This is a genomic window from Methanobrevibacter cuticularis, from assembly GCF_001639285.1.
In the GTDB taxonomy this organism is placed as follows: Archaea; Methanobacteriota; Methanobacteria; order Methanobacteriales; family Methanobacteriaceae; genus Methanobaculum; species Methanobaculum cuticulare.
This window is the reverse complement of sequence record NZ_LWMW01000086.1, coordinates 1-14,908: the sequence shown is the minus strand read 5'-3', so window position 1 is coordinate 14,908 and position 14,908 is coordinate 1. Positions and strand designations below refer to the sequence as shown.

Sequence of the window (14,908 nt, the reverse complement as noted above, 5' to 3'; positions counted from 1 at the left end):
ACTCTATAAAATCTATATTAATAAAATTATAGAAAAAATTAAATTGTCTTAACACTAGTATTGTTTTGTCATTACTATTGTTTTATTATTAACATTCTTTAATTATTAAAAAAATCATTTTTCTTTTACAATTTTTAAATCGCTTTCAACCATTTTTTTTACTAGTTGCTCAAATGATATTTTTGGTTTCCAATTAAGTAATTTTTCAGCTTTTGAAGAATCTCCTAGCAATAAATCAACTTCAGTGGGTCTGAAATATTCAGGATCAATTTCAATTAATACTTTTCCTGTTTCAGAATTAATACCTTTTTCATTAATACCAGTACCTTCCCAAATCAAGTCTATTCCTACTTCTTTAAAAGCTAAACTAGCAAATTCTCTTACAGTATGCATCTCTCCAGTAGCTACTACAAAATCATCTGCTTTTTTATATTGGAGTATTTTCCACATACATTCAACATAATCTTTTGCATGACCCCAATCTCTTAAAGCATCTAAATTTCCTAAATATAACTTTTTTTGGATACCTTGTGAAATTCTAGCTACTGCTAAAGTTATTTTTCTTGTAACAAAAGATTCTCCTCTTCTAGGAGATTCATGATTAAACAGAATTCCATTTGCTGCAAATAAATCATATGCTTCTCTGTAGTTTTTTGTTATCCAATAACCATACAATTTAGCAACTCCATAGGGGCTTCTTGGGTAAAATGGGGTTGATTCTGTTTGTGGTGTTTCTTGTACTAGTCCATATAATTCAGAAGTAGAGGCTTGGTAAAATTTGGTGTTATCTAACTTCAAAAGTCTCATGGCTTCTAATACTCGTAAAACTCCAAGTGCATCGGAATTTGCAGTGTATTCTGGAGTTTCAAAAGAAACTTTAACATGGGATTGTGCTGCAAGGTTATAAATTTCATCTGGCTCAATTCCTTGAATAAGTGATATAACATTTGTAGAATCTGTCATATCTCCGTAATGGAGCTTAATCCTTGGAGAATTGCCCATATCTTCTATATACTTGTCCATATATAAATGCTCAATTCTTCCTGTATTGAATGAAGAACTCCTTCTAATTATTCCATGAACATCATAACCTTTTTTCAATAAAAATTCTGCAAGATATGAACCATCTTGTCCAGTAATTCCGGTGATCAGTGCTTTCATAATACTCTTCTCTATTATAATTATTAAATTTAAAATCAAATGTTAATGAGATATATCAAATATCCTATGAGATATAATCATAAATTAAATTTAATCTTTCAAATAAATAAAAACTTCGTTTTTCTATATTTAAAAAAATAAAAACTATTGCTTTAAAGAAAAATGCACAAACTTTTTTAATGAATATAAATACTAAAAGTCTAACTAAAGTAGAACCATCACTTTCTTAATACAAATATATTTAAAAGATAAAATATATAGTTAATTTTATTACCATTTAATAATTATACTTGATTTTAGTATTAACATAAGATGTTGATTAAAATCATTAAAAATTTTTATAATATCTAATAATAATAGTAATAGTAGTAATAGTAATAATAATAATTCATAAAAAGTAGGTGATTGAGTGACAGAAACTGTAGGAATGATACTTAGTGGAGGATTTGGAAAAAGATTAAAACCAATGACTGAAAAAATTCCTAAGCCTCTTGTTGAAATAAAAGATAATTATACAATAATGGATAAACAATTACTTGACTTTAAAAATGCAGGTATCAAAGAAGTTTACCTATTAACTGGATTCTTAAGTGAAAAAATAGAAGAAAGATATGGGGGAGGAAAAGGAAGATATGAAGGAATTAAACTACATTATGTAATTGAAGATGAGCCATTGGGAACTCTTAATGCTATTCGCTTAGGTATGGATAAGTTAGGCGGTGAAAAACAATGCATAATAAGAAATGGGGATGTTGTATCTGATTTAAATATTAAAAAAATGATCTCTCAGGGAGAACAATCCAATTATCCTTTTTCCATCTTTATAACTCAAATGCAATCTCCTTATGGAATAGTTGAGATTAATGGTGATAGATTAGTTTCTTTTAAAGAAAAACCTTTACTAGATTACTATATCAATGGAGGAGTTTATTTTTCTAAGGGAACAATAAATTTCGGTGAATTTGAAAATGGGGACATTGAAAAAACTCTATTTCCTATAATGGCTAGGGAAAATAAATTAACTTATTATAAAGAAGACGGTTTATTTTGGATGGCAATTGATACTAACAAAGAATTAGAATTGATTCAAAAAGAGTATGAAAACAGAACCGATAAACCTTGGGGCTATGAAAAAGTATTAATATATACTGATAAATACCTTACAAAAGAATTGTTCATAAAAGAAGGTTATCAAACTTCTTTCCATTATCATGAAAACAAAGATGAAACAATGTATATAACTAATGGTGCAGGTTACATTGAATTTGAAGATAAAAAAGAATATTTTGGTAAAAATGATACAATACGAATTGAACCAGGAATTAGACATTCTATAGTAGCTACTGAAAATACCACTCTTCAAGAAGTTTCAACACCATTTTTAGATGACACAATAAGAGTTAATGATTTTTATAGTAGATAATTTATACTGATCTTTAGTTGATGTTGTGTGATTGGTATTATTAGTTGATGTTGTGTGATTGGTATTATTAGTTGATGTTCTGTGATTGGTATTATTAGTTGATGTTCTGTGATTGGTATTATTAGTTGATGTTGTGTGATTGGTATTATTAGTTGATGTTGTATGATTGGTATTATTAGTTGATGTTGTATGATTGGTATTATTAGTTGATGTTGTATGATTGGTATTATTAGTTGATGTTGTATGATTGGTATTATTAGTTGATGTTGTATGATTGGTATTATTAATTCGATTTTATAATCTTGATGATAAAAATATATTAATGACCAATATTTAACTATTATTGAGGGAAAAAATGAAAATATTCAAAAAAAGAGGAGCGATGACTCATTTTCAGATATTGAGTGAAATATCGAAACAAGAGCCACACCTACGTCAAAAAGACATAGCTGAACGTCTTGGAATAACGGTTCAAGCAGTATCTGAAAATATAAAATCTTTAATAGATGATGAACTTATAACTTCAAAGGATGGTAGGTCACCTTACAAAATAACCCAAAAAGGAATAGCTAAAGTTAAAAAAGATGCTATTACTCTTAGAAAATATTCTGATAATGTTTTAGAAACCATGAATTATTATAAATCGGTATGGCCTGCAATAGCCAAAGAAGATTTAAAAAAAGGAGTAAAAGTTGGGTTATTTATGGAAGATGGAATATTGTATGCAAGCAAGACTCAACAAGATGCATGTGCTGATGTTTTATGTGATGCAAAAAAAGGAGAAGATGTTGCTTTGACCTCTTTAACAGGGATGATTGAATTAGAAATAGGACAAGTTATTATAGTAACTCTTCCTACAATAAATCAAGGAGGATCACGAAAAGCTGATTTTGAATTAATAAAGAATTTATATCAATCTGGCTTTAAAAAATGGGGAATTGAAAAAATAGATAAGTTTGGAGTTATGGGGACAGTAGCTCGTGCAGTAGCTGACAAACTTGACATGCCAATTAGTATTGATCTTGCAGTAGCTTCTTCAACCATATCTGCTACAAAAAAAGGTTTAAATGTCTTAATACTAGCTGTAGGAAATATGAATAAAGTCCTTATAAAAGACTTAGAAGATGAGGATATTAAATACAATATTGTAGATGCTCATAAATAATATTATAAAAAAAGAAGATATTGAGTATATTATAAATTTTTTCTTGAATATGAATATAGTATTAAGTATAATATTTTAGATTTAAAAATATTAGTAAAATATTTTATCCATAATTAGATTTTTTTGATTGTTATCTAAAATATCTTTAATACTTAACTTATGATCTATTATTGTTCTTTATTCATTTTTAAAAGAGCTGCAGCTATATCAATTGAATTGTAACCTACTTCAACTAAAGATTCAATCATATGAATATCCTTATCTAGATTATCATTTTCAATTACTTGTTTAATTTTATTTAGAAGTATGTTAACTTTCATTTCTTTAATATCATCTATTGAAGGGATTTTTTGTTGTTTGATTTTTGATTTAGTGTATTTTTGAATATCTCTTAATTTATATATTTCTTTTCCTGCAACAAATGTAAAAGCATAACCTGTTTTTCCAGCCCTTCCAGTTCTCCCAATTCGATGTACATAATATTCGTTATCATTAGGAACATCATAATTAAAGACGGCTTCTACATCAGGAACATCAATTCCTCTAGCTGCAACATCAGTAGCAACTAAAATGTCAATTCTACCTTTTCTGAACTTATTCATGACATTATCTCTTTGTTTTTGGCTTAAATCTCCATGAATACCATCAACACTGTAACCTCTACTTTTTAGATCCCTAACTAACCTATCAACTCTTCTTTTTGTATTACAAAATACCAAAGCCAAGTTTATATCATAAGTGTCCATCAACCTAGACAAAGTTTCTAATTTCATTTTTTCTCTTGCTTCAAAATAAAATTGCTCTATTTCAGGAACTGTTATGAGATGCTGAGCTACTCTTAGATGTTTAGGATTATTTTGATAGTTATGAGTTAATTTTTTTATGGTATTTGGCATTGTTGCAGAGAATAGTAATGTCTGTCTTTTTTTAGGGGTTTTTCTTAATATTTTTTCAATATCTTCTCTAAAACCCATATCAAGCATTTCGTCTGCTTCATCTAAAACAGCTATTTCAATTCCAGATAAATCCAATGTACCTCTTTGGATATGGTCTAACAAACGTCCAGGAGTACCTATGATTATATGAACGCCCTTTTTTAAAGATCTTAGCTGTCTTCCAATAGGTTGTCCTCCATAAACTGGGAGAATATGTAATTTCCTCATGTGATTAGATAATTTTCCTAATTCTTCAGCTACTTGAATACTTAATTCACGAGTAGGACATATAATAATAGCTTGAGGAGAATTATCTTTCACAAATATGCTTTCTAATACAGGAATCCCAAAAGCCACAGTTTTTCCTGTTCCAGTTTGTGCTTGTCCAATAATGTCCTTTCCTTGTAATGCTTCAGGTATTGTTAAAGATTGAATAGGAGTTGGTTCTTCAAATCCCATGTCTTTTACTGCTTGTTTAATTTCTTTAGATATTTTTAAATCATCAAATGATATTTGTTCCATGGTAATCGTTTCCTTAATATTTTAAAAATGTTTTGTTATGATATAATTCTAGTATATTATATCTTTAAATGTTTTTTATGATATGCTTTTAAAATATTCTTTTTATTATAAAACTTTAATATAATATGAAAATAGATATAATGCTTGAATGTTTATTAGAATTCTTCGAAACTCTTAAAAAAATTCTTAACAATTATATAACAGATTATTTATTGAAATAATATTAAAATATAGCAAAATTTAAAATAATTAAAATAATAAAATATTTAAATTTCATTGAAATATTATTAAAACTAGAAAAAATGATTTAAAAGGATATAAATTAATATAAAATCAAAATTAATACTATTGAATTTAGAGATGTATATTTACTAACATTAAAAGTTGTTTCATATTCCACTTTTCATAATCACTTTTTTATAACCTTATATAACTATTTAGAAAAAGAAGTATATATAGATTATGTTATTTGGAGAGTGTAAATTTGGATGATGACCCTTTTATTTAATGATATATTTATATAGTAGAATATATGTAAATAATTATGACAAATATAATTAGTTTTGTTTTTGGTGATTATTTATGGGTAAAAGAGGTCCTAAACCTAAATTTACAAATGTTCCTTGTCCAAATAAAAGATGCGAGGATTATGGTAAGATAAATAATGAAAACGTTATTGGGAATGGAACTTATATGACAAAAAATGGTAAAGTTCATCAATTTCACTGTAAAACTTGTAATAAGAGTTTTACTTCTAATTCTAATACTATTTTGCATGATTTAAGAACCGATGAAAATATTATGTTTTTAGCTTTAAAAATGATTCTCAAAGGAACGACTTTAAGAGGAACTGCAGAAATTTTAGAAGTTAAATTAGATACTGTTCGGCGATGGTTGAGTATTGCAGCAGATCATAGTGAAAAAGTTAATAAAGTTTTGATGAAAGATTTAAATGTGGATAAAGTGGAACTTGACGAATTATGGACTTTTGTTAAAAAAAAACGTTTCCGAAAATGGGCTGCAAATCAGAAGAAGAAAGATGGGTCTGGTTAAGTTTTGATCCCAAACATAAAATAATTTTAGCAACCCATATTGGAGATATGGTCCAAAAATCATCGGATGAAGTTATAAAACAAACATCCAATGGCACTGGAAAAAATAATCTACCATTGTTCGTTACAGATGGAAGAGAATTCTATAAAAATTCATTAATAAAAAAATACAGTGAAAGTATACAACCACACCCAATAATAAAAAATGGAATGCTTCAAAAGCTAATTTTAAAACTTTTTAAGGAATTAAAATATGCACAAGTAATTAAAACAAAAAAAAGCGGAAAGTTAAAAAGTGTGAAGAAAAAAAATCATTTTCGGAAAAATAGAAGAAATAGACAATTCAAACATTTCAACAACACTAATTGAACGTCAAAATCTAAATCTAATACAAGACAACAAAAGATTAACTCGAAAAACAATATCATACTCCAAAAAAGATAAATGGCTACAAAAAAACTTTAATCTGTATAAATCATCCTATAATTTCATAAAAACGCATCATTCACTTAAAAAAAAGAATTTGAAGAAAATAAGAAACAATGCATGGAAAAATATGATAAAATAACTCCAATGATGTCTATAGGACTAACAGACCATGTATGATCTTTAAAAGAGTTGTTAACATACCCTTATTACAAAAATATCATTAAATAAAATGGTCATAATCTAATAATGAATAATAATAAAAAATACTTTTAAAAAGCTCTATAACTATACTTATATATCTTTTTCAACATAAAATTATAAAGTAAGACTGAATAAAGTATAAAATAAAACTTAAAGTGTTAAAATGATATAAAAATTTAATACAATGTTAATTAATACAATACTAAATATATAAATTTTTATATAATTATATGAGGAATTGTTATGGAGAAAAGAATCAAAGAAAGGATATTAGAAAACATAAAGGAAAATATAGGTAAAAAATATATCTTATTTCTTCTAAACAGCCTTAATCAAAAACCAATTGTGGGTAAAACCATACTTATGAAAGAGTTATTCTTCATAGCTAATAATATTCCTCAATTAAATGAAGTATTTAAATTTGAGGGAGATAATTATGGGCCTAATAGTGATGTTGTTAGTCGCTACTTAGAAGATATGTCACAGATAGGATTGATAAAACTAGAAAACACATCAAGAAATAAAGATTTTTTCAAATATTCCTTAGGAAACAATGGTACGGAAATACTAAACAAAACTAATACCAAAGAATTAGACACGGAATTATTAGGAGATATGAAAGATTTATTTGATGGTTTAACAACTGATGAAGCTTTAGCTTTGACTTATTTTTCATATCCTGAAATGACAGAAGAATCCCTTGTAAAAAATAAAATTGAAAAGAAAAGACAGCGATTAGGATTAAGTTTATATGAAAAAGGAAAAGTTAGTGTTGCTAAAGCGAGCAAAATAGCTGATATGCCTTTAGATAAATTTTTAGAATTATTAAAAGAGAAAAAAATACCTATGGAGTTGTTGATTTGATGAACTTGTTTGACACTTCTCCAATAATCCTCTTTGTTGATTTTATAGGGAGCCGTGAATGTATTGATTATTTATGTAGATTAGGTAAAAATATTAGTATAAGTCAGGAAGTTTATAATGAATATTATCATGAAACTACTTATTGGTTGAATAATAATTTATTGAAACATTATATTGAAAATCAAAAAATAAATCTAATAAAAAAAGATATTTCAGAAGAGCTAAGTGAATTATCTAAAAGATATCCAAGTTTGCATGAAGGGGAATTAAGCATAATAGCTCTTGGAAAACTATGTCAAAAAAATTCAAAAAACTATTTATGTGTTATTGATGATAAAAAAGCCAGAAATATTGCAAAAAAATTGAATTTAAATCTATCTGGATCAATTGGATTAATAAAACTTTTAAAAAGCAAGAATATATTTAATGAAAATGATATAAATTTTATTATTTCAGATATTGAAAATTCTAAGTTCTATGTTTCAAATGATATTTTAATGGAGTTAAAAAATGGCTAAAATTAAAGTTTTTAAACAAAATATTGATGAAGAACTTTTTATTAAATCTGAAAAACTAAGGATTAATAATAAAACTGTTCAAACTCCAATTAAATCATTTGATATGACAAAATTAAGAAAAGATACCCTAATATCACCTTCAGTTAAAGGAGTTAATGAAATTTTTAAAGAATTCAAAAGTAATCAACTCCATGAATTAACAAATGGAAAAAGAAATACAGAAGATATTTATAAAAAATTAAACACTTCATTTAATAAAACATCAAAGGATGAAATTAATTTTTGCTTTATAAAATTAATAGATAAAACTCTACCTGAAGAAAAAGGAATTAATATAGTAACAAATATTGCATATAACAAATCAGATGCAACCCCATTACCATTATTAGACTCATTTTTCAATCCAGGTAGTGATGCATTTAAAGAATATGAGAAATATACTGATTTTATGCAAAGATGTATTGATTCAATTAATCGTCTGAACAATAAAGCAATATTAGGTATAATCCCATCTAAAATGCCTGAGATATTGATTAAAGATCTTATAGATTTTTATCATACTAACAACATTACTTCATTTGTTTTTGACTTTGATGGTAAAACTCATTCTGGATTAAATGGTAATTTAAGGGAATTAATGATATCAATTCTTGAATTAGATATTCTAAATGAATCATTTACTTATTCATGTAATACTCAAAGAGGAAAAACAACAAGAGGAACAAATGTGACTAAAGCTAATGATATTTTAGTTTATAATTATGGTTTTGATATTATGGGTGATAATCATACCAAAACTAAATTTCCTCCAGATGTAGCAAAAAAACTAAAAGAAAGAAGTAAAGATTCCAATATTAGACTTTTTAATACCAAAGATTATGGTCATTACAGACATGATACCTTAGAAGAAGCTATAGAATTTTACCCCTTTGATGAGACTAAAATACCACTTGAATATTTCCAAGCAAAAAACAAATTACAAAAAGACCAAGTTCAAAGACTTTTTAATAGTGAAAGGATAGGATTAGAGTTGTTAAAATATAGAAAATTAATAAAAGAAAATGAACGAACTATCAAGTACCTAGAAACTAAAGAACAGATAACAGAAGACTTAGGAAACTTCCAGAACTTCCGAAATGATTTAAATATTTAACTATAAATTAAAAATAAATCCATTCCAGAAAAAGTTATTAAAGTTAACACATCTAATCCGATTACACTTCTCAATTATACTAACTAAGTCATTTTCAATAAAGACAGATAAAACATCTTCATCTTCAAATGGAGCTCAATCAAATCCCTCATTTCTATATGTTTTATCTCTGCAAAAACCTTTTTTAAAAGTATTAAAAATTCAATCTGTTTTTCATTATATTGTTCATTAGCTATTATAAACTTTGTAAATCGATTTTCAATGATTTTTTAGGATCTTCATCTCTAGTTAAGCCGATAATTTCTCTTAAAAATTCTAAAAAGTCCCTATTGTTTCTTTGTATATTATTTATTGTTATTTCTGGTTTCAAACTAGATAATTCTTTTTCTAAAGATAATAATTCAATTACAAATGAGATTATAGAAAAAATTAATAAGTAAAAAGTTCATTGAATATTTAGAAAAGATTATGAAGATTAAGTAATTTTTTAATGGTGTCACGAACTAAAAATGTTCACAATAGCTTTGAAATCTACATTTAATACATTTATTCTTATTTTTTGTTGGAATAAAAGGTTTGGACCCTTCAAATAATCCTTGCATCCTATTAATCAAAAAATTTATTCTATTCTCATTATCTTCATCGAATTCTTCAATCCAAAAAAGGTTGTTTGTACCTCTTTCTCGCAATGCTCCTTTAATTTTTCGTTTGTCATCGTTTAGCATATTTTTAAAACCTAAACAATATGCTAATACTTGATTGATAGTTGAAGGATAGGGTATTCTTCCAGGTTTATCATCAATTATAACAAATTCATCAGGAGTCATCCAAATTTCATCAATAAAGCCTCTTATTCCTAAACTTGGAGCTATTACAAACATTTCTCTTGAAATAGCTGCTTCTTCTTTTGAAGTTTCAAGAACTTCATTAAAAGTAGTTGGAACTGCATCTTCTTTAAATTTGTCTTCTAATTTTTGATGTTCCGCTGTTCCTATTATCATGGCCTGGGTTGGAGCTGTTTTAATCCCTTTAAAATATTGTAAGTATAAACTGTATTCACAGTACCCTTGTTGATTCAACCAGCTAATAGGGAAATTATTTTTTCCTTTAATTATCTGCAAACCTTTAATTTTTGGATGTTTTTCAATAGTATATTCTATGGAATTTTTTATTAATTTATTTTTCATCAAAATCACTGAAAACCTAATTCAATAAGCTTGTATTTAACCTTAATTCAATAAGCTTGTATTTATCTATTGTCTCATAAAACATAGCATTTATAAAATATTTATAAAAATCTATATTATTATTAAAAATCTTATTTAGTTATGTAGTTCAACAACTTATATTTTACTAATCAATCTAATAATTATAATTATTTTATCACATCCTATAAAATTATGAATAATAAAAAATTCTTTCTGTCATGTTTGATAAAAACAGATATATTATAGAGATAGAATGAGGGGAATCTAACATGAAAAATTCTTTGAAAAAAACTATATCTTTTATAATTATAATAGCTATCATAATTATTTCAATAGGGTTCTTAGCTAACTTTAATAATTCTTTAGATTTTTTTGATAATAATGGTAGTAATTCAGATAGCTCATATCTTTTAGATGTGAACAATAATTCAATTAAATATGAAGTAAAAGGGTTTTGTGATCGTGTTGTTGATGGAGATACTTTGGATGTTTCAGGAATTGGTAGAATTCGTCTTGTTGGAGTAGATACTCCTGAAAGAGGAGAATCAGGATATAAAGAAGCTACTGATTTTGTGAAAAGCAAATGTTTAGGAAAATCTGTTTATTTAGATATTGATGATAAAGAAAATAAAGATAAGTATGGAAGAGTTTTAGCTGTGGTTTATGTAGATGGGGTTAATATAAATCTAGAATTGCTTAAACTAAAATATGCTAAAATATTGTACATCCCCCCTTCTGAATTTCAACCAGGATTTGGTATTTATTCTTAAAAACAATTATAGTCAATTTGATAAAGTTCTTAATAAATAAATCATCTAAAAAATATTATAATCTTAAGTTAATAATTTTAATCAATTTATTAAATTAATAAAGATATTTAAATAATATATTTTTAATAATAATAATAATAATAATTTTTCAGATGTTATAATTAAAAATAAATGATATTAAGAATTTAATTTATCTTCAAAATTTAATAACTTTTCCATAAATACTATAATAATTTGAGAAAAAAAGATAAATATAAAATTATTGGTTGTAGTAAAATGATTTAAAAATTGTTAGGAAAAGAATTTAAAAATCAGAAGGAATATAGATATTCTAAACCTATAAAAACAACTGAAAAAATATAATATATATTTTAGTATATTGAAGGAACTGATATAATATATATTTAATAGAATATTGAAGGAAATGGTATAATATATATTTAATAGAATATTGAAGGAAATGGTATAATATATATTTAATAGAATATTGAAGGAATTAAAAAATGTATAATTGGATTTTACTAAAATCCAAGTTTACTCATCAACAACTTTAGTTTTTGATAATTGTCCTAATATTCTCTCATCTGAATTTCCATAATATTTTCCAATGATTACATCAAATATAATAGGTACCCAATAGATTTTTGAGAGATTTCTTACAATTGCTTGTTTATATGAAATTTGTTGAGTACTTTCATTGTCCTTGTTTTCATTTTCATCCTCATTATTAGGAGTTTCTTCTGTATTTTTGATTGAAACAACTTTTAAAAACATCAAATGTTTTCCTACAGTAGTTCCTTTTGTTTTCTCTAATAAAACAAAGTATATAATCCCTGCTATAGGTGCTATAATTATAAAATAATTATAAATAATGAACATTGAATAAGGAATAATTAAAATAGCTAAAATCTCAGCTAAAATCCACATAATAGCTGATACAACAAAATAATCAGCAATATAAGCTATTATTCTTTTTTTAAATATACTAACCATTGTTATCACCAGTAATATTTTTAACAAACTCTTGGGACTGGATCAGCAATTGGAGCTTCTAAAATTCTTTGGCCTCCAACAGGAGTTTCTATTAAAACACGTTTACCCTCAACTACTTCTCCAATTATAGATGCTTCTTTTCCATATTTATCTTTTTTTATAGCGTTTAAAGTCTCATCAGCTAAATCTGCTTTGACACCCATAATAACTTTTCCTTCATTTGCCACTTCGTATGGATCAATTCCAAGCATATCAGAAACTGCTTTTACTTGTTGTTTGATGGGAATAGCTTCATCTTGAATAATAATGCCAACACCAGATTTGCTCGCCATTTCATTAATTGCATTGGATAATCCTCCACGTGTTGGATCCTTCATAGCTGTTACTCCTCCAATTTCAATAGCTTTTTCAACCATTCCCCATACAGGAGCCACATCTGATTTAAGATCTGTTTCAAATCCAAAACCCTCTCTAAAAGACAGTAAAGACATACCATGATCTCCTATACTTCCTGTTGTAATAATTTTATCACCAACTTCAAGACCAGAATCTCGGATAGCTTTGCCTTTTTCGACAATTCCTATCCCTGTTGTTACAATAACCAATTCATCGATTTTATCTTGTTCCATTACTTTGGTATCTCCAGTTATTACTCCTACATCAGCTTCTTTGCAAGTTTCATCCATAGATTTTATTATTTTAGATAGATCCTCAATTGGAAATCCTTCTTTTATAATCATTGCATTGGTAATAGCTAAAGGTTTAGCTCCCATAACAGCCACATCATTTATAGTTCCTGCTGCTGAAATTCTTCCAATGTCTCCCCCTGGAAAGAATAAAGGATTTATTGTATGTCCATCTGTTGTAACTACAATTTCATGATTTTCTAAAGGTATTGTTGCTCCATCATCAAGAGCATCTAATCCAATTCCTCCATTAACAGACTTTTTTGAGAGGTTAGCCAGTATGGTTTCACTGATTAGATTTCCCATAACTTCTCCACCAGCACCATGTGACATTCCAATTTTATTATTTTTCATTCTATTCTCCTTAATCATAATATAAAAGAATTGTAAAGTAATTAAAATAAATGTAATAAATTGTATCAAACTTAACTAAATATAATATTCAATATCTATTTGATTCCAATTTTAAATAAATTTAATAATAATTAAGTATTACATTATTATCATTATTAAATTTATTTAAAAATTTTTTAAAAGGACTATTTGAATAATAATAGAAATCTTTTGAAAATGAATATAAATTTACTAAAACTATTGTTAATAAGATATAAATTATATGAATCAAATAATTACTATAATAGAATTAAACAAGTAAAATAATTACTATAAATAAAATAAACACTAAAAATAAGTAATATAATAAGATAAACAAGTAGAATAAGTAATGTAAATAAAAAATAGAATTAATGTAAATAAACAAAGAAATATGTAGAAAAAAAGTTATTCGGTGATTAAAACACCATTTATAACTCCATCTTGACCAGGTCTAGAAGTTACTCGTGCTTTACCAGCGCTTGTTTCTACAATAGCTCCTTTAGTAATAATATTCCTTCTTACATAATTCGGATTAGCTTCATTTTCAAGCACAGTGATAATATCAAGTGTTTCAGATTTATTTGACTCAGGATTCATAACATTGATCTTATTTTCTGTAGCTAATCGTAGTTTTTCATTTCCACCACGAGTTCTAATTTTTCTAAGCCTTTTTTCATCTAACCTAGTATCTGCAGGTTCTCTTCCTAATTCATACTTTTTTTTGCCTCTATTTGCTATATTTCTTCCACCAGTTGATTTTCTTGTGGATTTTCCTTGGGATATTGCCATCATTTCACCTTTTATCAATATAATTATATTCAATTTGTAAGTTTATAATATTTATATGAAAGATTATCAAATAAACATATTATAAGAGTCAATAATAGCTATTTAAGATATGAATAGCTATTCTAAAACATTATTTTTCTTGATTATTTTAAATTTATTTTAAATTTAAAAGGAAAGAATAGTCTTATTAAACATGATAACAAAATATTGGTTTTTATAATATATAAAGTTTATAGAAAATTCAAACTAAAATCATAAAACTTAGAATTATATAAATTGAAATTAGATGATTTTAAAAATTGTACTATGATATTTTAGCTATTATCAGTAGTTCGTAAAGTGTTTTTGTATTTTTATTTTTTTATGTGTTTTTTGTTTTGTTCTTTTGTTTTGTTCTTTTTTTATCAATTGGTTTGTTATGTTATGTTGGGATTTGTTGTGGTATTTGTTTGGATTTGGTTTTGTTTGTTTGATTTTCAGGGTTTTTTTTTATGTATATTTTGGATTTTTTCGTGGTGTTGTTCTTTTTTTTTTAGGTTGTTATTTTGTTGGTGAATCCTAGTTTTTCTTCGGTTGTTCGGTTGATTTGTTTTAGCATGTTTTTGAATGTCCAAGTTACTTTTTGGCGTCCGCCTTGTCGTGGTGTGCTGAGTTGTGTCCATTG

Annotated in this window: 17 protein-coding genes; 9 read left to right on the top strand and 8 right to left on the bottom strand. The window is 26.0% G+C overall.

Features of this window, described 5'->3' with window-relative positions:
• Positions 1-114 precede the first annotated feature (114 nt).
• Positions 115-1,161, bottom strand: coding sequence for a GDP-mannose 4,6-dehydratase (gmd, locus tag MBCUT_RS02765; RefSeq protein WP_084270686.1), 1,047 nt, complete (start codon positions 1,159-1,161; stop codon positions 115-117).
• 409 nt (positions 1,162-1,570) lie between these two features.
• Between gmd and MBCUT_RS02760 the strand changes: the two genes are divergently transcribed.
• Together MBCUT_RS02760 and MBCUT_RS02755 are read left to right on the top strand one after the other, a co-directional pair.
• Positions 1,571-2,584, top strand: a complete 1,014-nt coding sequence (locus tag MBCUT_RS02760; RefSeq protein WP_067258630.1) for a sugar phosphate nucleotidyltransferase — start codon at positions 1,571-1,573, stop codon at positions 2,582-2,584.
• A 355-nt stretch (positions 2,585-2,939) separates the two neighbouring features.
• Positions 2,940-3,749 carry a DUF7839 domain-containing protein gene (locus MBCUT_RS02755; protein WP_067258627.1) on the top strand — a complete coding sequence of 270 codons (810 nt, stop codon included), beginning with the start codon at positions 2,940-2,942 and terminating at the stop codon, positions 3,747-3,749.
• Between the two features lie 167 nt (positions 3,750-3,916).
• Here the strand turns inward: MBCUT_RS02755 and MBCUT_RS02750 are convergent, their stop codons facing one another.
• A complete protein-coding gene (locus MBCUT_RS02750; protein ID WP_067258625.1) occupies positions 3,917-5,206 on the bottom strand; it encodes a DEAD/DEAH box helicase in 1,290 nt (429 codons plus the stop codon).
• 582 nt (positions 5,207-5,788) lie between these two features.
• Here MBCUT_RS02750 and MBCUT_RS02745 point away from each other — a divergent pair.
• The 6 genes from MBCUT_RS02745 to MBCUT_RS02725 all read left to right on the top strand — a co-directional run bounded on the left by MBCUT_RS02745 (position 5,789) and on the right by MBCUT_RS02725 (position 9,423).
• Positions 5,789-6,259 (top strand): hypothetical protein, encoded by a 471-nt coding sequence (locus tag MBCUT_RS02745; protein WP_067258622.1) that lies wholly within the window; start codon positions 5,789-5,791, stop codon positions 6,257-6,259.
• The gene (locus MBCUT_RS02740; RefSeq protein ID WP_157082445.1) at positions 6,220-6,627 is read left to right on the top strand and encodes a hypothetical protein; all 408 of its coding nucleotides are present in this window, start codon (positions 6,220-6,222) and stop codon (positions 6,625-6,627) included. Before MBCUT_RS02745 ends, MBCUT_RS02740 begins: the two co-directional genes overlap by 40 nt.
• Positions 6,569-6,826, top strand: a complete 258-nt coding sequence (locus MBCUT_RS11825; protein WP_084270689.1) for an IS1 family transposase — start codon at positions 6,569-6,571, stop codon at positions 6,824-6,826. The genes MBCUT_RS02740 and MBCUT_RS11825 overlap by 59 nt, the downstream gene beginning before the upstream one ends.
• A 305-nt stretch (positions 6,827-7,131) precedes the next feature.
• Entirely contained in the window at positions 7,132-7,752 is a 621-nt protein-coding gene (locus MBCUT_RS02735) for a UPF0175 family protein (RefSeq protein ID WP_067258615.1), read from the top strand.
• The gene (locus MBCUT_RS02730; protein ID WP_067258611.1) at positions 7,752-8,270 is read left to right on the top strand and encodes a hypothetical protein; all 519 of its coding nucleotides are present in this window, start codon (positions 7,752-7,754) and stop codon (positions 8,268-8,270) included. Before MBCUT_RS02735 ends, MBCUT_RS02730 begins: the two co-directional genes overlap by 1 nt.
• A complete protein-coding gene (locus MBCUT_RS02725) occupies positions 8,263-9,423 on the top strand; it encodes a hypothetical protein (protein ID WP_067258609.1) in 1,161 nt (386 codons plus the stop codon). Before MBCUT_RS02730 ends, MBCUT_RS02725 begins: the two co-directional genes overlap by 8 nt.
• A 235-nt stretch (positions 9,424-9,658) precedes the next feature.
• On the opposite strand, the gene MBCUT_RS11685 is transcribed toward MBCUT_RS02725, so the two are convergent.
• A complete protein-coding gene (locus tag MBCUT_RS11685) occupies positions 9,659-9,793 on the bottom strand; it encodes a hypothetical protein (RefSeq protein WP_281177926.1) in 135 nt (44 codons plus the stop codon).
• Between the two features lie 133 nt (positions 9,794-9,926).
• A complete protein-coding gene (locus tag MBCUT_RS02720) occupies positions 9,927-10,610 on the bottom strand; it encodes a CRISPR-associated protein Cas4 (protein WP_067258605.1) in 684 nt (227 codons plus the stop codon).
• Positions 10,611-10,900: 290 nt separating this feature from the next.
• Here MBCUT_RS02720 and MBCUT_RS02715 point away from each other — a divergent pair, with 290 nt between their 5' ends.
• The gene (locus MBCUT_RS02715) at positions 10,901-11,401 is read left to right on the top strand and encodes a thermonuclease family protein (protein WP_084270685.1); all 501 of its coding nucleotides are present in this window, start codon (positions 10,901-10,903) and stop codon (positions 11,399-11,401) included.
• Between the two features lie 534 nt (positions 11,402-11,935).
• On the opposite strand, the gene MBCUT_RS02710 is transcribed toward MBCUT_RS02715, so the two are convergent.
• The 4 genes from MBCUT_RS02710 to MBCUT_RS11240 all read right to left on the bottom strand — a co-directional run.
• Entirely contained in the window at positions 11,936-12,394 is a 459-nt protein-coding gene (locus tag MBCUT_RS02710; protein ID WP_067258601.1) for an RDD family protein, read from the bottom strand.
• 20 nt (positions 12,395-12,414) lie between these two features.
• Entirely contained in the window at positions 12,415-13,434 is a 1,020-nt protein-coding gene (gene hypE, locus MBCUT_RS02705) for a hydrogenase expression/formation protein HypE (protein WP_067258597.1), read from the bottom strand.
• 426 nt (positions 13,435-13,860) lie between these two features.
• The gene (locus MBCUT_RS02700) at positions 13,861-14,244 is read right to left on the bottom strand and encodes a 30S ribosomal protein S8e (protein WP_067258594.1); all 384 of its coding nucleotides are present in this window, start codon (positions 14,242-14,244) and stop codon (positions 13,861-13,863) included.
• A 476-nt stretch (positions 14,245-14,720) separates the two neighbouring features.
• The coding region (locus tag MBCUT_RS11240) for a hypothetical protein (RefSeq protein WP_169805377.1) at positions 14,721-14,908 on the bottom strand (188 nt) is incomplete at its 5' end.